Origin of the sequence: Falsirhodobacter sp. 1013 (genome assembly GCF_051195255.1) — a bacterium.
Lineage (GTDB): Bacteria > Pseudomonadota > Alphaproteobacteria > Rhodobacterales > Rhodobacteraceae > Falsirhodobacter.
In genome coordinates, this window is the sequence record NZ_JBNJLK010000023.1 from 1 (window position 1) to 20,509 (window position 20,509).

Below are 20,509 nucleotides of genomic sequence, written 5' to 3' on the forward strand. Positions count from 1 at the left end.
AGCGTCGAGCACCCGTTCGGCTCCGTGAAGCAATGGATGGGCCAAGGCGCGTTCCTGATGCGCAGGCTGGAAAACGTGCGCGCCGAGTTCAGCCTGACGGCCATCGCCTACAATCTGCGTCGAGCGATCAGCCTTGTCGGCATTCCGGCGCTGATTGCGGCTGTCAGAGCGTAAAAGCTCGCTAATTCCGCGCAGTATCAGCCAATATTGGGCTTCAGAGCCCCCCACAGGACCCCAAGACCAACGATCCAGTCTGGGATTGGGACTCCAAAAAGAAAACCACCCGATCCAGCCGGAACCCTTGCACGCCACCGCGCCCCGCCACGTTCTCACACGGTCTGGTTCGGTTAAGAACAGGGCCGGGGAGGGTGCTCAAAACGGGTCTTGCGCGGGGGTTATGACCATCTAAGATGTGAACGACCCTTCTGAACAGTTTTCGATCCATGTCCCGCACTTTCGCCTATGTCCGCGTCTCCACCATCCAGCAGACCATAGAGAATCAGGTGCAGGAGCTGGAGGCGGCCGGCTTCGCCATTCCGAAGCACCGGATCATTTCCGAAATCATCTCGGGGAGCGTGCCGGCGCAGCAGCGCCCAATGTTCGCCCGCCTGATCGATCGACTGGAGCAGGGGGATGTGCTGGTCGTCACGAAGATGGACCGCTTGGGGCGTGATGCCATGGACGTGGCGCAGACCGTGAACCTGCTGGGCAAGATGCAGGTGCGCGTTCACTGCCTCGCTTTGAGCGGCAGCGACCTGACGAGTCCGGCTGGACAGTTCACCATGACGATCCTGAACGCAGTTGCCCAGTTCGAGAGAGAATTGCTGATTGAGCGGACCCATGCAGGTATGGCCCGCGCCAAGTCGCAGGGAAAGATCATCGGGCGGCCTTCTACTCTCTCAGAGGCACAGAAGCAGAGCATTCGCGCCGAGTTGAAGGCAGGTGTGACGGTTTCGGATTTGGCTCGCCGCTATGGGTGCAGCCGCATGACCATCGCCCGCTGTCGGGGATGAGGCTCAATAACGTTCTCCAGCCAGCCGTTGCACCTATGCGCGAAGGAGCGGAGCCAAGTTGGTCATGGGCAGTCCATTGCTGCAGTAATCCATGGGAACAGTCTCGAATCCGAGCAACAGGCTCAGTCCTCCGCTTGGTGTGGCTGGAAATCTGTGCGACCGTTGGGAGCAGTCCGATGTATAGCCAGAGGAGGGGTAGCCCATGCTGAAAAGCGAAACCCGTCAGGCGAACTGGCGCCGTGCCAACCCACTTAAGTACAGTGCGCACCTCGCCGTTCAGCAGGCGATCAACTCGGGAAAGCTAAATAAGCAATCCTGTGAAGTTTGTGGTGTCGAAATGGTGGACGCCCATCACGACCGATATGACGAGCCCTTGAATGTCAGGTGGCTGTGTCGGCGCCATCATGTCATGCTTCACCACTATGGTGAGGACATGTTCCCAATCAACCGCTGATGCATGCAAGAGGCAATCCCGCTCCGAAGACCACGCCGTTCTGCCCCCGCGGTGCCTGACATGCGATGCAAGGCATCAGGAGTGTGCCGCCCCCACGACTGGCACCCTCGTTGTTGCTATTAGGGGAAGTCAGCAGATGTTGGAAAGAAAAGGGGCCGCGCGTTAAATCTCAGCTGTGCCGCCCACGAGCTTGATGATGCACTGGAACATCTACTCTTCTTCGACCGAATTTGCCGTCACTCTGCTAGCGGTATTCGTGGTCGGCCTCTCGAAAGGCGGACTTGGCGGTATGAGCTTGTTGGGCGTGCCGCTGATGGCACTTGTCATGCCGCCGGTCACTGCGGCAGCGATCCTGCTCCCGGTGCTGGTGATCATGGATATCATCAGCGTTGCCACTTGGCGCCGCTGGGCTGATTGGCAGATCCTGCGCCGGATCCTGCCCTTCTCCGTCATCGGCATCGGGATCGGGTGGGCGACGGCTGAGCTGGTGTCGGACTCGATGGTGCGACTAATCGTAGGACTGGTCTCTCTAGCCTTTGTGGCACGCGCGATCTTCGGTGCAGCGGGAGGCGGCGCACCGACCGCTGCAGCGCGGTTCTGGGGCGGACTGGCGGGATATACGAGTTTCGTGGCCCATGCCGGAGGGCCGCCCCTCCAGATCTACATGATGCCGCTGCGCTTGGATCCAAAGATTTTTACCGGCACAACCGTGATGTTCTTCGCCATCACCAACGCTCTGAAGCTCGTCCCCTACGCGGCATTGGGAGAATTCAGTTCCGAAAATTTGGCCCGTTCGACGGTCATGCTGCCGCTAGCGGTGGGCGCAACATGGCTTGGCAGCTGGACGGTGCGTCGCATGCACCCCCGGGTCTTCTATCCCTTCACCTACGCATCGGTCGCGCTTGTGGGGATAAAATTGGTCTGGGACGGCGTGGCCGGGCTCTAGATGTAGATCCGGTAGAGCTTCTTCCCGTTCACCACCCCCCGGCCCTCTTGCCGCAGGAATGGTGTGGCATGTATTGACCCAGTGCAAGCATCCAGCACGTTGCCCGCGCCATCGGTGACTGGATTCAGTTCTACAACACCCGCCGCCCGCATCAGGGTAAGCGCTGTCCCGACCCCACCTTCCGGCGCGGTTCTTGATGGGATCATTGGGCTCCATTGAGGTTGGATGATGGAGCTTCTCCATGGAGACTGCATTGGAGGTTCTCTCGGTTGGCGGGTCCGGTCGCCAGAACCGAAGTTGGCCTGACGAGGTGAAGGCGCGGATTGTGGCGGAAACGCTGGTGCCGGGTGCGAGTGTCAATGACGTTGCGCTGCGGCATGGTCTGCCGGCAAACCGTGTCTCATCATGGCGAACGCTGGCTCGCAAAGGCCGATTGGTCCTGCCGGCCCCTGAAGATCCGGTCGAGTTTGCCGCTCTGATGCTCGGCCCGCCGAGTGATACTTCGCGCCCGACCAGTCCGGCCGCGACCGGCCCGGAGATTGTCTTCGGCGCTGTCGTGATCCGTTTGGAAGTCAGGGCTTCGGCGGAACGGATCGTTTCTGTGGTGCATGCCTTGGCGGCGGGCGCGTGATCTTCCCGTCGAACCGGGTGCGGATCATGGTGGCGACCAAGGCCATCGACTTCCGCAAAGGTCATGACAGCCTGGCGGCGATGGTGAAGAACGAGCTGCGCAAGGATCCGTTCACCGGCACGGTCTTCGTGTTCCGCGCCAAGAAGGCGGACCGGCTGAAGCTGCTCTACTGGGACGGCACCGGGCTGGTGATGGCCTACAAGCGGCTGGAAGAGCATACGTTTGCCTGGCCCGCCGTGCAGGACGGGTTGATGCTGGTGAACCACGCGCAATTCGAGGCCCTGTTCGCCGGGCTGGACTGGCGGCGGGTTCGTGCCATCGCAGTGAAGGCGCCGGAGGCGGTGGAATAGTCCTGCTTTTATTGGGCTCTGCAGCACTTTTTGCGGGTGTTGGCCGAAGCTGGTGATAGACTGTGGCCATGCCAGAGGCCACTGATCTCTTTGAGGAAATTGCCACGCTGAAGGCGATGTTGATCGCTTCGGAGGCGCGCAACCTGCGCAAGGACGAGCGCATCGAACGGCTGGAAAAGCTGGTGGCCGCCTTCAGACACGCAGTCTTCGGGCGGCGCTCCGAGAAGAGCGATCCGGATCAGTTCGAACTGGCACTCGAGGATCTGGAAACGGCCATCACCGCAATCCACGCCGAAGAGGATGCCGAAGATCGCGCTGCCAAGCGCCCGGCCAAGCCGCGTGCCACCAATCGCGGATCGCTGCCCCCGCACTTGCCGCGTATTGAAGAGGTGATCGAACCCGACAGCCTGACCTGCGCCTGCGGCGGATGTCTGCATTGCATCGGCGAAGATGTGTCAGAACGACTGGACGTTGTCCCCGCCCAGTTCCGCGTGATCGTCACCCGTCGCCCAAAATACGCGTGCCGGTCCTGCACCGATGGCGTGACGCAGGCGTTGGCACCGGCGCGGCTGATCCCCGGCGGCATGCCGACCGAGGCGACGGTCGCGCATGTGCTGGTCAGCAAATATGCCGATCATCTGCCGCTGTATCGTCAAGCTCAGAGCTACAGCCGCCAAGGCGTTGACCTTGACCGCTCCACCCTTGCCGACTGGGTCGGCCGTGCCGCCTTCGAGCTCCGACCTGTCCACGATGCGCTGCTGGCGGATCTGAAGCGGCCCACGAAGCTGTTCATGGATGAGACCCGCGCCCCGGTTCTCGATCCGGGGGCTCGCAAAACCAAGACCGGATACTTCTGGGCGCTCGCCCGCGATGACCGACCTTGGAGCGGCACGGCACCACCGGGCGTGGCCTTTACCTATGCGCCTGGTCGGGGTGGGCAGCATGCCGAGCGGATACTACAGGGCTTCGGCGGCATCCTTCAGGTCGATGGCTATGCGGGATACAACCGGCTGATCGCGCCAGACCGGATCGGTCCGGGCATCCAGTTGGCGTATTGCTGGGCCCACGCGCGCCGTAAGCTGATCGAGATCACCCGCACCGGCTCCGCCCCAATTGCCGAGGAAGGCGTGACCCTCATCCGCGATCTTTACGCCATCGAGGCCGACATCCGCAGCAATGACCCAGCCACGCGCCTCACCGCTCGGCAGGAACGCTCCGCCCCGATCCTGGCGCGTATCGACAACTGGCTAACCCATCACCGCGCCCGTTCCTCCGCCAAGTCGCCCTTGGGCGAGGCGCTGGCCTACATCGCCAAATACCGCAACGGCCTCGGCCGCTTCCTGACCGATGGCCGTGTCGAGCTGGACAGCAACACCGTCGAGCGCACGATCCGCCCCATCGCCCTGAACCGCAAGAACGGCGTCAATCCGCACACCTGGCTGACAACCACGCTCACCGCCATCGTCAACGGCCACAAACAAAGCCAGATCCAAGACCTGCTCCCGTGGAACTACGCCGCCACCGTGTGATCGGAACACCGCTTACGCATCAGGCACTTGCCATGCGCACGCCCGCCGAGGCATTCAAGTCACCAGCTTAACCTGAGCAGATTCCGCTGGGTCAATACACAAGCACCGCCAGTTCGTTTCTTGCCCACAACAGCGTTTACGTCGGAGCCATCACTGCCGGTGCCCAGAGAATCCAGATACTGGTGTCTCAGTCGGCGGTCCAACCACCATCCAGCATAACCGCGCTACCGGTCATCAGGGCAGAAGCTTCGGAGGCGAGAAAGAGCGCCGCGCCGGTGATGTCATCGACCTGTCCCAGCCGGCCCAGCTTGATTTTAGACAGGACGGCCGCTTTGAAGGCCGCATTCTCAAAGAAAGGTTTGGTCATGGGCGTCTCGATGAAGGTCGGGCAGATCGTGTTGACCCGGATGCCACTGGGGCCGAGTTCCACCGCCAGCGCCTTGGTAAAACCTTCGAGCGCCCATTTCGAGGCGCAGTAGAGGGTCCGGTTGGCCGCGCCCACATGGCCCATTTGGGAGGACATATTAATGACTGAGCCCGCCACGCCCTCAGCGACCATCCGGCCGCTCACCGCTTGGGCGCAGAAGATCGCGGCCTTGACGTTGAGCTCCATGACTGCGTCATGATCCTCCTCCGTGACTTCGGAAAGCGGCTTGGGACGGTTGGTGCCCGCGTTGTTGACGAAGACGTGGAAGGCCGGGCGGCCGCGGACAGCGGCGGCGAAGGCGGCGATGTCCGTCACGTCGAGCGCGAGCACTTCGGCTCGCAGACCCTCGGCGCGCAGCGCTTCCGCCGTCGCTCCGATCTCTGCCCCGGTGCGAGCGCAGAGGGTGACCTCCGCGCCTGCCGCCGCATAGGTTTTCGCGATGGCGAGGCCGATGCCTCGCCCCGCGCCGGTGATCAGGGCACGTTTTCCGTCCAGACGGAAATCCGGCACCACAGCCGTCATTCGGCTGCCTCGCGATAAGGTGCGGCCTCGCCATAGGGCACGTTCAACCCGCCGTAGCGGCGGACGCGGATGTTGCACTGTTCCGCGTGCCCCACGAAGCCCTCCAGAATGCAGAGGCGGGAGCCGTATTCACCCACGAGCGTCGCCGCCTCGTCCGTCATCACCTTCTGGTAGCTGTGGGTCTTCATGAACTTGCCGACCCACAGCCCGCCGGTATAGCGCCCGGCCTTCTTGGTAGGCAGCGTGTGGTTGGTGCCGATCACCTTGTCGCCATTAGCTACGTTGGTGCGGGGACCTAGGAAGAGCGCGCCGTAGGAATGCATCTTCTCGAGGAACCAGTCGTCGCGGTCGGTCATTACCTGCACGTGTTCGGAGGCGATATTATTCGCCACGTCTAGCATCTCATCGTAGCTGTCGCAGACGATAATCTCTCCGTAATCCTTCCAGCTGACTTTCGCAGTCCCAGCAGTCGGCAGGATCTCGAGTATCCGGTCGATTTCCTTGAGCGTCTCCTCCGCCAGCTTGCGGGAATTTGTCACCAGCACGGCGGGAGAGTTGTAGCCATGTTCGGCCTGGCCCAGAAGGTCGGTTGCGCAAAGCTCCGCATCGACAGTGTCATCAGCGATCACCATAGTTTCAGTCGGGCCGGCGAATAGGTCGATGCCCACGCGGCCGAAGAGTTGGCGTTTAGCCTCGGCGACGAAGGCATTGCCGGGGCCGACGAGCATGTGAACGGGCTCGATCGTGTCGGTGCCGATGGCCATGGCGCCAATGGCTTGGATGCCGCCCAGAACGTATATCTCATGCGCGCCGCCGAAATACATGGCCGCGATCACAGCCGGGTTGGGCTTGCCGTTAAAGGGCGGTGTGCAGGCGATGATACGCGGCACACCGGCGACCGATGCCGTAGCGACCGACATATGGGCCGAGGCGACCATTGGGTACTTGCCGCCCGGCACATAGCAGCCGACCGACTGCACCGGAATATTCTTGTGGCCGAGGATGACACCCGGCAATGTCTCGACCTCGAGGTCGAGCATGGTAGAGCGCTGTGCCTGTGCGAACTTGCGTACCTGTTCTTGGGCAAATTTGATATCCGAAATTTCGCGTTCGGACAGCTGGCAGATCAGCTCATCGATCTCGGTCTGGCTCAGGCGGAAGGAAGCCGGTGCATAGCGGTCAAATTTCTCTGCCAGTTCGCGCACAGCTACGTCGCCGCGTGCCTCGATGTCCTTCAGGATGCCTTCGACGGTATTGCGGGTTTTAGCGTCATCTTCTGCCCGGTCGGCCTCGGGCTTGCTGCGTTTGAGATATGTCACTGACATGCTGTGTCCTTTTAAAGTATGGGGAGGATGGAGTGTTTCGGTCAGAAGGCTCAGCCGCCGAGCCCTTGGAATTTCTTGAAGGCGGCAAGCCTAGCGAGGCGCGCATCCCGCCAGGCGCGGCGATTGGCGAGATTCTCGACGGGAAGCTCAGCGCGGCGCTCATCTGCGGCCCGAGCAATCACTGCATCGGGCCAAGGGCCTGGGGGCGGCATGCGCACCATCCCCGCATAGAGACCGCGCAGCCGGGCCGCGTAATCCTCAATCCCGCCGGGGGCGTTGAGGTCGATCGTCTCGAACGGGCCCATGAAGGACCAGCGTAGGCCCAGCCCATGGGCGATAGTCGCGTCAATATCGGCTAGGCTGGCGATACCCTCCTCGTAGAGCGCCCAAGCCTCGTTCAGCAGGACGCCCTGCAGGCGGTTCAGCACGAACCCGTCGATCTCCCTCGTCAGGCGGACGGGGACTTGGCCGACCTCCAACATACGGGCGCTGACACTTTCCACGGCGGCGGGATCGGTCCAAGGGGCGGGCACAAGTTCGACCACAGGGACAAGGTGCGGCGGGTTGACCGGATGGACGATCAGAAAGCGTTCCCGATGCGCGCAGTTTTCCGTGAAACGTGAAGCCGGGATGCCCGAGGAGGAGGATCCGACGATCACCTCCGGCCCGATGAGCGCGTCGAGTTCACGGCTGACGGCGGATTTTGCCTCAATCGTTTCGAAGACGGACTCCTGTACATAAGAAACCCCTATGAGGGCTTCGGCTAAGGTATCATGCACAGTGATCCGCGACAGAATCGCGTCCGGCGTCTCGATAAGTCCGGCCTGTTCCAGTTCAGCGAGGCTCACCTGTGCCCAAGGCAGGATGCGCATGCGTACATCTGGCGATGGATCATAGGCGCGGACTGCATAACCCGCCCGCGCGAAGACAAGCGCCCAGCCGGAGCCGACGAGGCCCGCACCGACAATGGCAATAGGAGCGCGTCCCGGCATTTTATCCGACCCTCGAGCTTTCGCCGTCGGCGAGGCAGATCTCGCTGATCCGCAGGCCCTCCCTCGAAATGCGGCAGGGGAAGGTATCTGCCAGGCGCTCCTCATGGACCGGTATGACACGACGGGACTCGTAGCCTACTTGGCTCATCATCTCTTCTGTGGCGAGCACGAGATTGGCTTGGCTGCCGACGGCAAGGCCGACGGGCGTGTACATGGTCTTTGCATCCACCACCGCGCCGTCGTTGCTGAGGTTGTCGAACTGGTAGATCAGATCGCCTGCCAGCACCCAGGTGTCTTCCGACTGCACTTTGCCGTCATTGCGGATGGTGACCCACATGGAGCCCCAAGTGTGGCTATCCGGTGCGGCATGCAGATCAATGCCTGGCAGCACGTCTTCCATTGCGCCATCGACAGTGACGAGACGCCGGTCGCGGGCCAGGTCGACACCACGCACAATGTCGCCCGGATCTACCGCGACCATCATCCACCGCATCCGGTCAGGCAGGGACATAGCCCAGACCCATTTTGAGATCTCTCGCTCCTGAATATAGAACTTGGCGTTCGGGAAGTCCTCGACATTGCCGAAGTGGTCGAAGTGGGCATGGGAGACAAAAACCGTGTCCACATCCTCAGGCGTCAGACCTATCTCGGCCAACACTGTCTTTGGATCACGCCAGTTCTCCACGCCGAAACGGTCGCCCAGCGTCTTGCCGTGATCCTTGTCGCTGTAGCCCACGTCAACCATGGCGACATGGTCCCGGCCCTTTATAACCACGTAGCAGTAGGGTAACTTCACGTAGCCTTGGTTGTGGGCGCCGTAGAGCACGCCGCTTTTGTGGTAGTTCGGTACATAGCTGTATTCGAGCACCCAAATTGAATAATCGGCCATTTCACTCCTCCTTCGATGTTTCGTTCAGCCCTTCGCCTCATGCCCGCAGCAGCAGGCATGCGAGAGATCCACCATCTCAAGCCCTGCCTTCGCCGCCGTGGCGGCCCGCAGATGTGCATAAGCCCGTTTCACCTGAAGCCCTGCCAGATCGAGCGCCGCCTCGAAGGCTTCTGTATCCCGCGCCACTGGGAACGTTCCCACCGCGAGCCGAGAAAAAGCGAGCGCCGCTTCCAATTGCTTTCGGTGCACGTTGGTCCCCGTAGTGAGAGGCAATGCGTTCAGACGGTCCTGCGCCTGCTTCATGCGGGACTGGCAGGCACCGAATTCCGGCAGGTCAAGGACCTGGCGCTGCGTAGTGAGGCGGGCAAGGATCAGCAAGCCAGAGATCTGGCCGACTATCCTGCGCAGGTCCTCGTAGACGGGCCGGCAGGCGGCGGCATAGCGTCCGATCGCATCGGAGCCGAGCGTGAGGGCGAGTTCGTCGGGACAGGGCGCGGCTTGGGGTAGGGGACCATCTAGGGAAAAGGCGCAGTCAACCTTGTGGGTTTGGGCAAGTTTGGTGAAAAGGTGGGAATGGTCGGTCATGTGCTCCTCCGGTCCATGACGGTTCGGCGTTCGATCAGAGGACCGGGCGCGATATGCAGGATGCGTGGTGGGACATTCTTTGTGGTGGCAAGCTCCGCAGCCAGCGCGACGGTGGCAGTCATCATCTCTTCTAGCGGCTGCGCCACGGTGGTAAGGCAATGCGAGGGCCAGTTGGCCATAGCGATGTCGTCGTAGCCGATGACAGAGATGTCCTGAGGCACCGTCAGCCCGATACCCTCCTGCACACCTTCGATGAAGCCGATGGCGACGATGTCATTGGCGCAGAGGACTCCGTCCGGACGGCGGGGTAGGGCTTTGACCTTAAGCCCGGCCTCATAGCCGGCCTCGTAGGTGAAGCGCCCGGCCTCGATCACCTGCGGCTCGGGCAGCCCCCGAACAACCGCCTCGTCATTGAAGCCTTTCCGGCGCTCTATGTTGGTAGAGGCATCGGGGAAGGCGGAGACATACAGCAGCTCGCGATGGCCCAGATCGGCCAAGTGACCGGCGGCGCGCCGTCCGCCTTCGATATTGTCGCTGGAGATGCCGAAGCCCAGCCCGTCCTCGGAAAGGCGATTGAAGAAGATAACCGGAGCACCAGCGGCCTCGCATCTCTCGCGGGCGTGGGATCTTAGGTTAGTGGCGAGCACGATCATCAGGTCGGGCTGGTAGGTCAGCAGCAGGTCCACGGCCTCATCGGTGCCGTCCGCCTGTTCGGCGGAGGCCAGCATGACGTTCATCCCTTGCTTTTGAAGGAGGCTTGTGAGTCGGCTCATCACCTCCGGGTAGAAGGGGTTCGTCAGGTCCGAGACGACCATGCCCACGATCTGGGTCTTCTTCGTAATCAGGCTCTGGGCGAAGGGGTTCGGGCGGTAGCCAAGCTCGTTCGCGCGCTGGAGCACCGCCTTGCGGGTGGCATCGGCGATCACCGCCTCGGAATAGAAGGCGCGGGAGACGGTGGAGACGGACATGCCCAGATCCCGAGCAAGATCCTTTACCGTGATCCTGCTGCACTTTATTCTTGGCATCCCGTGGTCCATTTATTCTTGAGTACCTTCATACGACTTTCCCAAATGCGGGGCAGAGTCTAGCTGGGTATTTCGGTTGCTAGGCGAACGTTTCGGCGCCCGCGGGAATGGGCGGGCGCCGGAAGACGGCATCAGGGCTGTACCGTCGGTTCGATCTTGGTCAGCTTGTAGAGATCGTCCGGCTCATCACAGCGGGTGCAGTTGATGCCCGGCACGTTCCCGGCCTCGACCACCTCCGCGGGCAGGGGCTGGATCGTGGCGCCCGATACCGGAGTGCCGTCAAGAGCGGATTGGACGTTCACCTCAGGCAGGAGTACTGGATTAAGCACCTCGGAGACGAAGGAAGAAGGTACTTTCTCCGGCGGGAAAACGTTGCACTCGTCCTCGTAGCTGTCGCCTTCGCAAACCTTGACCATGTCGGCAGTGACCCAAGGCAGCGGATATTCGATGTTCATCGGGGCGAGCTCGCGCTTGCCAGTCAGGATCTCCATCGCAAGCTTAAAGGCATAGCCCGATTGCGCTGGAGGAGAGCCAGCGGAGACACCAGAAAGACCCATCTTCTGCATTTCGGGATTGGCGAGCGCGAGGCGGAAGCCCGCAGAGTTTTCGCCGGCCATCGGCACCAAGCGGTCGCCTGCATCGAGCATAGCTTGGATCGCACCAAATTCGCCGGCCTGCGCCCAGATCCCGTCTACGTCCGGATGGGCGGCCAAGGCCTTGGCGGTCTCCTGCTGCGTAGTGCGGTCATCCCAATAGGAATAATATTCCGCCACGACCTCAATCTCAGGATACCGGTCGAAGATATGCATCGCGCCATCGGTATGGCGCTGGTCGACGGAGTTGCCCGGTACGCCACGCGACAGGAAGATCTTACCCTTGCCGCCCAACTCGTTCACCAGCGCCTGAGCCGAGTTCTCGCCAAAGCCGGCGGAGATGTAGCTGACGTTGTAGGCGCAGATCTCGGTCACAGTGGCGTCATACATGAAGAAGAGGACGCCTTCGTCGCAGCCCCGCTTAATCGTGCGGTTCAGCGCGGTCGAGGAAATGGGGAAGCTGATGATCGCATCTGCGCCTTCGTCGATCATGCTCTCATAGGCTGAAATTTGTGCCTGCGGATCGGTACCCGAAATTACTTCTCTTAGTTCTACCATGTCGTTGTAGGGTGGGGTCTGGGCTAGGGCCTTGACGATGTTAGCCGCCTCAGACTGCCAAGCGTTACCGGAATACGACAGGCTCAGATAGATCTTGAATTTGTCTTGGGCCTGCGCATCGGGCGCGAGCCCGACCGAAGCCGCAGCGAAAGCCAGAACGGCGGCAGCTGATTTGTACCTTGCAGTTTTCATCTATTTTCCTTTTCAAAACTCTTTGGGAAGGCCACCACGCCTTAGCGGCCGAGAGAGCGCAGTTTCTGGAACAGCTCTTCGCGTAGCAGCAGGAGAGCGATCAGAATAATTGAGCCCTCGATGATAGTGCGCAGACCAAACTCCAGCCCGAGGGCGGCGATGATCGTACTCAGGATGGTCAGCAGCAGCGCGCCCCCCACGGTGCCCAGAAAATTTCCGCGACCACCCAGAATGGACGATCCTCCGATGACAACCGCCGCGATCGAGGGCAGCAGGTAATCGTCACCCATCCGGAGGGTGGCGCCGTTAGAATAACCCACTAGTGCAATGCCCACGAAGCCTGCGCAGATGGCGCTAAGGACGTAAGGTAGAAGGCGGATCAGCGTGACCGGTACGCCTGCATTTCGCGCGGCATCGACATTGGTGCCGACAGCATAAAGGTATCGGCCATAGACTGAGCGGCTCTGGAACAGCCCGCCCGCGAAGACGATGACGATAAGGGCGATGATAGGGGTGGGCAGGCCCAGAACCTGGCTCTTCATCATGGTCACGGCAGCATCCGGTGCGCCGCCGCGCGGGGTACCGCTAGTATAGCCCAGTAGCCCGGAAGCCACGATGATCGACATGGCCATCGTCATGATGAAGGGCGGCACCCGCAGCCAGATAACTCCCACGGCACTGGCAACGCCTACAAGAGCGCAGACGCCGAGAACGGCAGGCAGCAGGTACCACTCGTTAGGGTTTCCGGCCCCGACCCAGCTTGTCGCTAGGATTCCGCCAAGGGTCACTGTCGCCGGAAGCGACAGATCGAGCCCGCCGGTCAGGATCACCAAGCCTTGCCCGAACGACAGCACGACCAGAAAGAAGCCCAGCACCAAGACCGTCTCCACCTGAGACCAAGAGCCGAGGGCGGGATTGATGAACCTTGCGCTCAGCAGCAGCAGCAGGCAGAGGATCGCGACGCTGACGGTGCTGATCGTCTCGCGGCTGATCTTTGCGCTGCCGCGCGTGTCTCCTGTCTGGGAGAGGGTGGTGTTCTGAATCGCGGGTTCGGGAACGTCTATTTTGATTTTCGCGCTCATTTTCTGTCTCCCAAGCGTACGAGGAAGGAGCTGAAAACGACCGCCAAGATTAGGACTACGCCCTGAAACATGCCGGTGTAGAAGGACGACACGCCACTGGAGAAGAGCACCTTCTGCAGGAGCGTTAGCGTGGCCGCGCCCATCATTGTGACGAAGACGCCACCGCGGCCTCCGGACAATGAGGTGCCGCCAAGGGCCACTGCCGCGAAGGTCAGCATCAGAAGCGGTGTGCCGGAGGTCGGGTTGCCGGTGGCCGTCTGGGCGCTCAGCATGAATCCTGCCAATCCATAGGCGCAGCCCGCTACCACATGGGCTAAGAACCGGATGCGAGTGGTATCGATCCCCGAAAGTCGGGCGGATGTCTCATCCGCGCCGATGGCGTAGAGAGAGATCCCGAAGGCGGAGCGCCGGATCCAGATCCAGACCAGCAGCACCACGCCCAGTACGAGGCCCGAGACCGGAATGACGCCTACCAGCCGACCCGTCATCTCGTAGGAGATCCACTCGGCGACCCAGCCCCCTGGGGCCTTGAGTATCACCAGCGCTATGCCTTGGCAGATGATCATTGTGGCTAGCGTGGCGGCTATGGATTGCAGCCGCAGCATGGCGACGAGATAGCCGTTCACCGCGCCGATTGTGATCCCGATGGCCAAGCAGATCAGCACAGAAATCGCCGCACCACCTGGTCCTTCAAGCGGCCAGACCGCGAGGACGACATTGGTGATGGAGATCACACCCGCCACCGACAGGTCGAACCCCCGGCTGATGACGATGATCGCCTGGCCCGCCGCCGCCAGTGCCAGCGGTACCGTGTTATTCAGAAGCGCCACGATGGAGTGGGAGCTCAACGCCTTTGGCTGCTGAGCCGCATAGACAGCATAAAGACTTATATATATTAGAATAATGAGGCCTGCCCCGGTGATGAACCGGGTGAGAAGCGCCGGCCGCGTATCACCGGGGCTTCTTACGTCGATCTGCATGTCGGTCATGCTTGGCTTCCTTCTGTAGTCCGGAACTCGACATGGCCCAACATGGCGGCCACGAGCGCCTGCTCGGTGATTTCCTCGCCCTCGAAGCAGCGCATGACGCTTCCGCCGTAAAGCGCAAGGCACCGGTCGGCGAGCTGAACGATTTCGGGCAGTTCGGAGGAATAGAAAAGTACTGCGCCCCCAGTCTCGGCAAAGGCCCGGATCGCGCCATAGATGGATTGTTTGGTCCCTACATCGACTCCGCGTGAGGGATCGAAGAGTAGGAGCGTCTTCGCCCCTGTCGCCAACGTGCGGGCGATCAGCGCCTTCTGCTGATTGCCGCCTGAAAGGTCGCCGATGGGAAAGCTCAGGTAGCGCGGATTCATCTCAACCTTGTCGGCAGAGGCCTTCGCGATGGCCATTTCGCGCCCCTCGGTGATGAGCGCGCCGCGCGAGGCCTGTCCCATCACGGGCAGCACCACGTTGGTGGCTGCGGAGAGGCCGGGGAGGATGCCCTCAGTCTTCCGCTCCTCTGGCAGGTAGGCGATGCCGCTGCCGGTGCGCAGCGCGTTGCGCGGGCTAGTAAGGCGGACGGGGAGACCGTCGACCTCGATCTTGCCGGCCTTGGGATGTTCGAGGCCCGCTAGCATCCGAAACAGCCCGTGCTGACCTTGACCCTCCAGCGCCGCCACACCGAGGATATCACCGGGGCTGAGCTTAAAGCTCACGTCGTCAAGCCCGTAACCAGTCAGGCCCTCAACCTTCAGCCGGACGGCCCCGGTTTCGGGGCGGTGGCGGCGTGGCCGGCGCTCATGACGGGCTTCCCGGCCCACCATCATCTCGAAGATATCACCATCGGACGCATGCGAGAGATCGACCGAAGCGACCGAGGTCCCGTTGCGCAGTACGGTCGCGTCAGAGCAGATCTCTCGTACCTCCGCGAGCCGGTGGGAGATGTAGAGGACTGCCACACCGCGTGCGGTAGCCTCCTCGATCCGGGCGAAAAGCCACGTGGTTTCGGCCAGAGAGGCAGTGGGCTCGTCGAGGATCAGGACCTGACCGGCGGCATCTAGGGCTCGCGTGATCTCGATCCGCTGACGGTCGGCTAGGGGCAGCTTGCTGATTTCCGCCGCAGGGTCGATCCGGTCAAGCCCGTGACGGGACAGGATCTCCGTGCCGGCCTTCAGCGTCTCGCGGGCGGAGACCATGCCGGCGCGGCCTCTTGGGAGATGCGGCAGGAGAAGGTTCTGCGCAACGGAGAGGTTCGGAACCAAGCTGAGTTCCTGAAAGGCAGTGGCGACCTTACGATCTCTGGCCTCGATCAGTGACTGAGGAGCGTAGGGCTGGCCGGTGAGGGTCATCCGGCCGGCATTAGGTACGACAGCGCCGGTCAGGATCCGCACGAGGGTGGACTTTCCCGCGCCGTTCTCTCCCAGAAGCGCGTGGACCTTGCCCGGCGTGAGCGCGATGTCGGCCCGTTCCAGTGCCACGGTGGCACCGTAAACCTTCTTCAGGCCGGTTGCCTCCAAGGCATGCACAACAGGCCTCGGAACGGTGCCATCGGCACCGGACTGCTGGTCGAACATCTTTTCTCCTCCCTGCGTTCCCTATGCCCTCCTCGACAGTGGGAACGTTCCCATGAACATCAGCTAACAAGATTCTGGTCAAGAGTTATGTTGAAGAGCCTACTGTAGGCAGACACCGGGAAGCGAGGAGTTCTAGGATCAGGACCCATTGGTTTCGTACCTCTGCGCTGATTCAGTTGTTCTCCAGGAGGCCACTGATGAGCGATCTTTTCTGGCTCACCGACGAGCAGATGGCGCGGCTGCGCCCCTACTTTCCGAAGTCACATGGCCGTCCCCGGGTCGATGATCGGCGTGTGCTGAGCGGCATAATTTTCGTCAACCGCAATGGCTTGCGGTGGCGTGATGCGCCTCGGGACTATGGCCCGCCGAAGACGCTCTACAATCATTGGAAGCGATGGAGCGATCTGGGTGTCTTCGCCCGGATCATGGAAGGGCTGGCCGCCGAAGCGGGCGCGCCCAAGACGGTGATGATCGACGCGACCTATCTGAAGGCGCACCGCACGGCGACCAGCCGGCGGTCAAAAAAGGGGGCGTGGGCGCCTCATCGGGCGCACGAAGGGCGGGATGAACACCAAACTGCACGCTGTCTCCGATGCCGAAGGACGCCCGATCCGCCTGTTCATGACCGCCGGGCAGGTCAGCGATTACACCGGTGCCGCGGCTTTGCTCAGCAGTCTGCCCAAGGCCGACTGGCTTCTGGCTGACCGGGGTTATGACGCCGATTGGTTCCGCAGCGCCTTGCAGGACAGGGGGATCAGACCCTGCATCCCGAGCAGGAAGTTCCGCGCGAAGCCCGCGGCATACGACAAGCGCAGATACCGCCGCCGCAATCGCATCGAGATCATGTTTGGGCGACGGAAGGACTGGCGACGCGTTGCCACGCGCTACGACAGATCACCAAAGGTCTTCCTCTCAGCCGTCGCCCTCGCCGCAACCGTCATGTTCTGGCTGTGATCAGAATGAGTCCTGAACCTAAGGGCGCTTACGGAAGTCAACCGGCGTCGCGCGGCCGACAGACGTCCATCACGCTGGCGACGGCATGGCTGTCGCTGCTGTCTTGCCCTTCAAGTCGGTGATGACCTCGCCGATCAGTGCACGTAGCCAGCGGTGTGCGGGATCGTGCCGGTAGCGGACGTGCCAGGCCATTTCCACGGGAAAGCTGCCGAGGTCGATCGGGGCGGGCAGGATCTTCAGCCGGGGGTCGTGCATCAGCCGCCTGCAGATGAGCGAGGGCAAGGTGGCGCAATAGTCGGTCACTGCTACCATCTCGGCTACCGCGAAGAAATTGGTCACGGAGATCGCGACGTCGCGCTTTAGCTGGTGCTGCGCCAGCGCCTGGAACAGCCCGGCGCGCATCCGGCCAGGCGGCACGATGTTGACGTGCTTCATCGTCTCGAACTGCTCGCGCGTCATGGAATCGCCGATGGCCGGATGGTCGGCGCGGACGGCGCAGGCGAGCCCTTCGTCCATCAGGTGCTGGACGACGAGATTGTCGGGCGGGTCGACGATGCGCCCCAGCACGAGCGCCGTCGTGCCCGACACGACGCCTGTCTCAACGAGATCGTTGCCGTAGGGCGTCAGACGGAGCTTTATGCCGGGCGCGACCTTCTCTAGGCGCGCCACGACAGCGGGGACGAGGACGAATTCGACATAACCGTTCGGCGCGATCGTGAAGAGCCGTTCGGCCTGTGCGGGGTCGAAGGCCTGCTGACCGAGGACCGCGTCGTCCAGCTGCGCCAATGCCTCGGCGATCAGCGGTGAGAGTTCGAGCGCGATCGGGGTCGGCTGGATGCCATAGCGCTCGCGGACGAACAGCTGATCCTGAAGCATCAGTCTTAGACGCGATAGGGCATTGGACAAGGCGGGCTGTGTCATCCCCAAGCGCTCGGCGGCCCGCGTGACGCTGCGCTCCTCCATCAAGGCGACGAAGATCGGCAACAGGTTCAGGTCGTAGCGCATGCAGTCATCCTGTCAGACGTATATCTGAAATTAGAAAGATAAACTTCTAGAATATGTCAGCAAGGCCCATCTACCATCCATCGGCGGAGGACGCCGCGAACATGGAGGTTCAGATGAGCAAGGGTCAGGTTCTCGTTCTTGGGTCGAACGCGACACAACTCGGTCTGCGTGGCGGCGGTACCGCGACGGTCGGTCAGTATCTCAACGAGACGGCGGTCCCCGCGCTGGCTCTGCTCGACGCCGGCTATGATATTGTTCTCGCCACGCCCAATGGGGCCAAGCCGCACATCGACGCCGTCTCCGTTTCGGTTGATCATTTTGGCGGCGATGAGACGGCATTCCAGCGCGCCAAGGACTTTTTTGCCAGCCACCCGGCGATGAACGACGTGCGTACGTTGAAATCGGTCGTCGAAGACGGCCTGGACGGCTTCGTTGGCGTGTTCGTGCCGGGAGGTCACGCGCCCGTCGTCGACCTGATGCAGGACCGCGATGCGGGCACGATCCTCCGTCACTTCCACGCGGCAGCCAAGCCGACCGCGCTCCTCTGCCACGGACCGGTCGTCGTTGTCGCCGCGCTCGACGATGCTCCGGCCTTCCGCAAGGCGCTTGAGGAAGGCGATGACGCCGGGGCGGCCGAGCTGGCGCGAGACTGGATCTACGCGGGCTACCGCATGACCGTCTTTTCGGCGAACGAGGAGAAGATCGCTGAGGAGCAAGTGCTGAAGGGCGAGCTCTACTTCGACATGGAAAAGGCGCTGCGGTCGGCCGGTGGCGACGTCTCTGTCACCGACAAAAACTTCGCTTCGAATGTCGTCGTGGACCGGGAGCTGATCACGGGTCAGAATCCGGCATCGGACCGGGCCATGGCCGACGCGTTGATCGAAGCCCTCGATCGCGCCGCTGCGTGAGGACCAGGATGACCGGCGGGGTCCTAAGGGTGCGCCCTCCCAGGGATATAACCAAGACAAGGAACGGTGCCATGACCGCCAACGTGAAGATCGTCGCCGTCCTCACCGCCCGTGCGGATACCGTCGACCGCCTGCGCGCTCTGCTCGACGCCATGCTAAAGCCGAGCCGTGCCGAACCGGGCAATTTGCGCTACGATCTCTGGCAGGACCAGAGCGATCCGAACCGTTTCGTGCTCGACGAGCTGTACGCGGACGCGGATGCGGTCGCCGCCCACCGTGCGACGCCCCACTTCCAGAACTACCTTTCTCAGATCGGCGATCTGGCCGAGCGCGCTGCGTTCGTCCTCAACCCCGTCTCGGCGACCTGAGGATGGTGCCAATGTGCAAGCCTGAAGAATGGGTGGGTCCGGCACGGCTTGTACAGGCGTTCTACACAGACGAGGTGCAGATGATCGGCCTGTTGGCACCTGCGCTTCGCGTGGGCCTTTTGGGCCTCATTCATCCACGCGGCTACTGCTGAGGCGGAGCCGCGATCCGGCGAAAAATCAACACCTGACTTGAAGGAATACAGTCATGACCAAGGGTATCGAAGGCAAGGTCGTTCTCATCACCGGCGGCAGCACCGGCATCGGCGCAGAAACCGCGCGTCTTCTCGCGGAACGCGGCGCGAAGGTGGCCATCGCCGCCCGGCGCAAGGACAGGCTCGACGAGGTCGTCGCGGACATCGCCGCAAACGGCGGCACGGCACGCAGCTACGCGCTCGACGTCACCGACAAGTCGGCGGTCCAGTCCGTCGTCGCCGCAATCATTGCCGACTTTGGCCGCCTCGACGTGCTGATCAACAACGCCGGGCTGATGCCGATCCGTCCAATGGCCGAGGTCAACACCGACGAGTGGGACCAGATGATCGACGTCAATCTGAAGGGTACGCTCTACGGCATCGCAGCGACCCTTCCCGGCTTCCTCGAGCAGGGCAGCGGCCATATCATCAACTTGAGCTCGGTTGCGGGCATCAAGGTCTTCGCACCGGGCGGCACGGTCTACTCCGGCACCAAGTTCGCCGTCAGCGCGATCAGCGAGGGCTTGCGCCACGAGGTGGGTGAAAAGGTCCGTGTCACGTCGATCGAGCCTGGAGCTGTCGAAAGCGATTTGAAGTTCACGACGTCTGGCACGGCTGCCGAGACGGTGCTCGACTTCTACAAGCAGGCCATCCCGGCGGCATCGGTGGCGCGTGCTATCGCGTTCGCTGTCGAACAACCTGATAACGTCGACGTCAACGCGATCGTCATCCGACCGACCGCACAGCAGTTCTGATTTCGACGATGAGGCGCGGCCGCATGTGCTCCGCCTTCTGGGGAACGTTCCGGCCCGCTCGTCTGTTACTTTGCCGAATGATATCTGTCCGTTTAACTTGAGGAGTTGATGATGCCCAAACTTGCGCTGTATGTGCCACTGAAGGCCAAGCCCGGAAAAGAGAGCGATGTCGCGGATTTTCTGACCTCGGCGTTGCCGCTCGTTCAAGCTGAGCCGGGCACCCTGACCTGGTATGCGATTGAGGAAGGTCCCGGTGCGTACGCGATCTTCGATACGTTCGACACAGAGGAGGATCGGCAGGCGCATCTTGACGGCAAGGTTGCCGCCGCACTGATGGACAAGGCGGAAGAACTGTTTTCTGAACCGCCGCAGATTCACAAGTTCACCCTGCTGGCCGCGAAATAGCGGAGCGGTCGGCACCCTAAGCTGCCGTTCGACTGTACGGTTTGGGACGTCTGCCCTCTGGAATGGACGCGCCTGCTTCTGAACTCAATAGAAGCAATACGACAGGCCATCCGCGATAGTGGATGGCCTTATCTTTTTGCGCTTATACTGCTTTTGATGGTGCTGCTGATAAGGCTGCGTCTATGCACTGCGCCGTCATGGCGCCGTTGTTTTCGCAGGGATTTCTTGAGTGCATCAATCCGCCGCTTTTTTAGAC

24 protein-coding genes are annotated in these 20,509 nt (G+C 61.8%); 13 read left to right on the forward strand and 11 right to left on the reverse strand.

What is annotated here, in order from left to right; translation table 11 throughout:
• The 8 genes from ACSHZY_RS17490 to tnpC all read left to right on the forward strand — a co-directional run.
• On the forward strand, positions 1 to 174 hold a 174-nt coding region (locus ACSHZY_RS17490; protein ID WP_435171393.1), incomplete at its 5' end, for a transposase.
• A 269-nt stretch (positions 175 to 443) separates the two neighbouring features.
• Positions 444 to 1,013, forward strand: coding sequence for a recombinase family protein (locus ACSHZY_RS17495; RefSeq protein WP_435171320.1), 570 nt, complete (start codon positions 444 to 446; stop codon positions 1,011 to 1,013).
• Between the two features lie 202 nt (positions 1,014 to 1,215).
• A complete protein-coding gene (locus ACSHZY_RS17500) occupies positions 1,216 to 1,467 on the forward strand; it encodes a hypothetical protein (RefSeq protein WP_435171322.1) in 252 nt (83 codons plus the stop codon).
• 196 nt (positions 1,468 to 1,663) lie between these two features.
• Positions 1,664 to 2,413, forward strand: coding sequence for a sulfite exporter TauE/SafE family protein (locus ACSHZY_RS17505; protein WP_435171324.1), 750 nt, complete (start codon positions 1,664 to 1,666; stop codon positions 2,411 to 2,413).
• Positions 2,414 to 2,502: 89 nt separating this feature from the next.
• Positions 2,503 to 2,610, forward strand: a complete 108-nt coding sequence (locus ACSHZY_RS17510) for a hypothetical protein (protein WP_435171395.1) — start codon at positions 2,503 to 2,505, stop codon at positions 2,608 to 2,610.
• Positions 2,611 to 2,654: 44 nt separating this feature from the next.
• Positions 2,655 to 3,044 carry a transposase gene (locus ACSHZY_RS17515; protein ID WP_435171326.1) on the forward strand — a complete coding sequence of 130 codons (390 nt, stop codon included), beginning with the start codon at positions 2,655 to 2,657 and terminating at the stop codon, positions 3,042 to 3,044.
• Entirely contained in the window at positions 3,041 to 3,394 is a 354-nt protein-coding gene (gene tnpB, locus ACSHZY_RS17520) for an IS66 family insertion sequence element accessory protein TnpB (protein ID WP_435171328.1), read from the forward strand. The genes ACSHZY_RS17515 and tnpB overlap by 4 nt, the downstream gene beginning before the upstream one ends.
• 68 nt (positions 3,395 to 3,462) lie before the next feature.
• The gene (gene tnpC, locus ACSHZY_RS17525) at positions 3,463 to 4,923 is read left to right on the forward strand and encodes an IS66 family transposase (RefSeq protein ID WP_435171330.1); all 1,461 of its coding nucleotides are present in this window, start codon (positions 3,463 to 3,465) and stop codon (positions 4,921 to 4,923) included.
• 187 nt (positions 4,924 to 5,110) lie between these two features.
• Here tnpC and ACSHZY_RS17530 read toward each other — a convergent pair whose 3' ends face one another.
• The 10 genes from ACSHZY_RS17530 to ACSHZY_RS17575 all read right to left on the reverse strand — a co-directional run bounded on the left by ACSHZY_RS17530 (position 5,111) and on the right by ACSHZY_RS17575 (position 15,667).
• On the reverse strand, positions 5,111 to 5,872 hold the full coding sequence (locus ACSHZY_RS17530) for an SDR family NAD(P)-dependent oxidoreductase (RefSeq protein WP_435171332.1): 762 nt from the start codon (positions 5,870 to 5,872) through the stop codon (positions 5,111 to 5,113).
• Positions 5,869 to 7,197 carry a histidinol dehydrogenase gene (gene hisD, locus ACSHZY_RS17535; RefSeq protein ID WP_435171334.1) on the reverse strand — a complete coding sequence of 443 codons (1,329 nt, stop codon included), beginning with the start codon at positions 7,195 to 7,197 and terminating at the stop codon, positions 5,869 to 5,871. Before hisD ends, ACSHZY_RS17530 begins: the two co-directional genes overlap by 4 nt.
• A gap of 50 nt (positions 7,198 to 7,247) precedes the next feature.
• A complete protein-coding gene (locus tag ACSHZY_RS17540) occupies positions 7,248 to 8,189 on the reverse strand; it encodes a 3-hydroxyacyl-CoA dehydrogenase (protein ID WP_435171346.1) in 942 nt (313 codons plus the stop codon).
• Between the two features lies 1 nt (position 8,190).
• Positions 8,191 to 9,078 (reverse strand): N-acyl homoserine lactonase family protein, encoded by an 888-nt coding sequence (locus tag ACSHZY_RS17545; RefSeq protein WP_435171348.1) that lies wholly within the window; start codon positions 9,076 to 9,078, stop codon positions 8,191 to 8,193.
• A gap of 24 nt (positions 9,079 to 9,102) precedes the next feature.
• A complete protein-coding gene (locus ACSHZY_RS17550) occupies positions 9,103 to 9,663 on the reverse strand; it encodes a hypothetical protein (RefSeq protein ID WP_435171350.1) in 561 nt (186 codons plus the stop codon).
• The gene (locus tag ACSHZY_RS17555) at positions 9,660 to 10,700 is read right to left on the reverse strand and encodes a LacI family DNA-binding transcriptional regulator (RefSeq protein WP_435171352.1); all 1,041 of its coding nucleotides are present in this window, start codon (positions 10,698 to 10,700) and stop codon (positions 9,660 to 9,662) included. Before ACSHZY_RS17555 ends, ACSHZY_RS17550 begins: the two co-directional genes overlap by 4 nt.
• 119 nt (positions 10,701 to 10,819) lie before the next feature.
• Complete coding sequence (locus ACSHZY_RS17560; protein ID WP_435171354.1) at positions 10,820 to 12,031, reverse strand: sugar ABC transporter substrate-binding protein; 1,212 nt, start codon at positions 12,029 to 12,031, stop codon at positions 10,820 to 10,822.
• Between the two features lie 41 nt (positions 12,032 to 12,072).
• Complete coding sequence (locus ACSHZY_RS17565; protein ID WP_435171356.1) at positions 12,073 to 13,113, reverse strand: ABC transporter permease; 1,041 nt, start codon at positions 13,111 to 13,113, stop codon at positions 12,073 to 12,075.
• The gene (locus ACSHZY_RS17570) at positions 13,110 to 14,102 is read right to left on the reverse strand and encodes an ABC transporter permease (protein WP_435171358.1); all 993 of its coding nucleotides are present in this window, start codon (positions 14,100 to 14,102) and stop codon (positions 13,110 to 13,112) included. Before ACSHZY_RS17570 ends, ACSHZY_RS17565 begins: the two co-directional genes overlap by 4 nt.
• Positions 14,099 to 15,667, reverse strand: coding sequence for a sugar ABC transporter ATP-binding protein (locus ACSHZY_RS17575; protein ID WP_435171360.1), 1,569 nt, complete (start codon positions 15,665 to 15,667; stop codon positions 14,099 to 14,101). Before ACSHZY_RS17575 ends, ACSHZY_RS17570 begins: the two co-directional genes overlap by 4 nt.
• A gap of 197 nt (positions 15,668 to 15,864) precedes the next feature.
• Here ACSHZY_RS17575 and ACSHZY_RS17580 point away from each other — a divergent pair.
• Positions 15,865 to 16,621 (forward strand): IS5 family transposase gene (locus tag ACSHZY_RS17580; protein WP_435171362.1). Its coding sequence is split into 2 segments (ribosomal slippage): positions 15,865 to 16,196 and positions 16,195 to 16,621, totalling 759 coding nucleotides; the frame shifts between segments, so codons are not numbered across the junction.
• A gap of 69 nt (positions 16,622 to 16,690) precedes the next feature.
• Here ACSHZY_RS17580 and ACSHZY_RS17585 read toward each other — a convergent pair.
• Positions 16,691 to 17,626: a LysR substrate-binding domain-containing protein gene (locus ACSHZY_RS17585; RefSeq protein WP_435171364.1), complete on the reverse strand. Its 936-nt coding sequence runs from the start codon at positions 17,624 to 17,626 to the stop codon at positions 16,691 to 16,693.
• Between the two features lie 113 nt (positions 17,627 to 17,739).
• Here ACSHZY_RS17585 and ACSHZY_RS17590 point away from each other — a divergent pair, with 113 nt between their 5' ends.
• The 4 genes from ACSHZY_RS17590 (at position 17,740) to ACSHZY_RS17605 (ending at position 20,253) form a co-directional block, all read left to right on the forward strand.
• A complete protein-coding gene (locus ACSHZY_RS17590) occupies positions 17,740 to 18,534 on the forward strand; it encodes a type 1 glutamine amidotransferase domain-containing protein (protein WP_435171366.1) in 795 nt (264 codons plus the stop codon).
• Positions 18,535 to 18,605: 71 nt separating this feature from the next.
• Positions 18,606 to 18,902, forward strand: a complete 297-nt coding sequence (locus tag ACSHZY_RS17595; protein ID WP_075800950.1) for a putative quinol monooxygenase — start codon at positions 18,606 to 18,608, stop codon at positions 18,900 to 18,902.
• 205 nt (positions 18,903 to 19,107) lie between these two features.
• Positions 19,108 to 19,848 (forward strand): SDR family oxidoreductase, encoded by a 741-nt coding sequence (locus ACSHZY_RS17600; protein ID WP_435171369.1) that lies wholly within the window; start codon positions 19,108 to 19,110, stop codon positions 19,846 to 19,848.
• Between the two features lie 111 nt (positions 19,849 to 19,959).
• Positions 19,960 to 20,253 carry a putative quinol monooxygenase gene (locus ACSHZY_RS17605; protein ID WP_394442442.1) on the forward strand — a complete coding sequence of 98 codons (294 nt, stop codon included), beginning with the start codon at positions 19,960 to 19,962 and terminating at the stop codon, positions 20,251 to 20,253.
• The last annotated feature ends 256 nt before the right edge of the window (positions 20,254 to 20,509 follow it).

Bases quoted from the DNA above. Each gene is read 5' to 3' on its own strand.
- ACSHZY_RS17495 (WP_435171320.1), top strand. From the start codon at position 444: ATGTCCCGCACTTTCGCCTATGTCCGCGTCTCCACCATCCAGCAGACC.
- ACSHZY_RS17500 (WP_435171322.1), top strand. From the start codon at position 1,216: ATGCTGAAAAGCGAAACCCGTCAGGCGAACTGGCGCCGTGCCAACCCA.
- ACSHZY_RS17505 (WP_435171324.1), top strand. From the start codon at position 1,664: ATGCACTGGAACATCTACTCTTCTTCGACCGAATTTGCCGTCACTCTG.
- ACSHZY_RS17515 (WP_435171326.1), top strand. From the start codon at position 2,655: ATGGAGACTGCATTGGAGGTTCTCTCGGTTGGCGGGTCCGGTCGCCAG.
- tnpC (WP_435171330.1), top strand. From the start codon at position 3,463: ATGCCAGAGGCCACTGATCTCTTTGAGGAAATTGCCACGCTGAAGGCG.
- ACSHZY_RS17530 (WP_435171332.1), bottom strand. From the start codon at position 5,872: ATGACGGCTGTGGTGCCGGATTTCCGTCTGGACGGAAAACGTGCCCTG.
- hisD (WP_435171334.1), bottom strand. From the start codon at position 7,197: ATGTCAGTGACATATCTCAAACGCAGCAAGCCCGAGGCCGACCGGGCA.
- ACSHZY_RS17540 (WP_435171346.1), bottom strand. From the start codon at position 8,189: ATGCCGGGACGCGCTCCTATTGCCATTGTCGGTGCGGGCCTCGTCGGC.
- ACSHZY_RS17545 (WP_435171348.1), bottom strand. From the start codon at position 9,078: ATGGCCGATTATTCAATTTGGGTGCTCGAATACAGCTATGTACCGAAC.
- ACSHZY_RS17550 (WP_435171350.1), bottom strand. From the start codon at position 9,663: ATGACCGACCATTCCCACCTTTTCACCAAACTTGCCCAAACCCACAAG.
- ACSHZY_RS17555 (WP_435171352.1), bottom strand. From the start codon at position 10,700: ATGGACCACGGGATGCCAAGAATAAAGTGCAGCAGGATCACGGTAAAG.
- ACSHZY_RS17560 (WP_435171354.1), bottom strand. From the start codon at position 12,031: ATGAAAACTGCAAGGTACAAATCAGCTGCCGCCGTTCTGGCTTTCGCT.
- ACSHZY_RS17565 (WP_435171356.1), bottom strand. From the start codon at position 13,113: ATGAGCGCGAAAATCAAAATAGACGTTCCCGAACCCGCGATTCAGAAC.
- ACSHZY_RS17570 (WP_435171358.1), bottom strand. From the start codon at position 14,102: ATGACCGACATGCAGATCGACGTAAGAAGCCCCGGTGATACGCGGCCG.
- ACSHZY_RS17575 (WP_435171360.1), bottom strand. From the start codon at position 15,667: ATGTTCGACCAGCAGTCCGGTGCCGATGGCACCGTTCCGAGGCCTGTT.
- ACSHZY_RS17585 (WP_435171364.1), bottom strand. From the start codon at position 17,626: ATGCGCTACGACCTGAACCTGTTGCCGATCTTCGTCGCCTTGATGGAG.
- ACSHZY_RS17590 (WP_435171366.1), top strand. From the start codon at position 17,740: ATGAGCAAGGGTCAGGTTCTCGTTCTTGGGTCGAACGCGACACAACTC.
- ACSHZY_RS17595 (WP_075800950.1), top strand. From the start codon at position 18,606: ATGACCGCCAACGTGAAGATCGTCGCCGTCCTCACCGCCCGTGCGGAT.
- ACSHZY_RS17600 (WP_435171369.1), top strand. From the start codon at position 19,108: ATGACCAAGGGTATCGAAGGCAAGGTCGTTCTCATCACCGGCGGCAGC.
- ACSHZY_RS17605 (WP_394442442.1), top strand. From the start codon at position 19,960: ATGCCCAAACTTGCGCTGTATGTGCCACTGAAGGCCAAGCCCGGAAAA.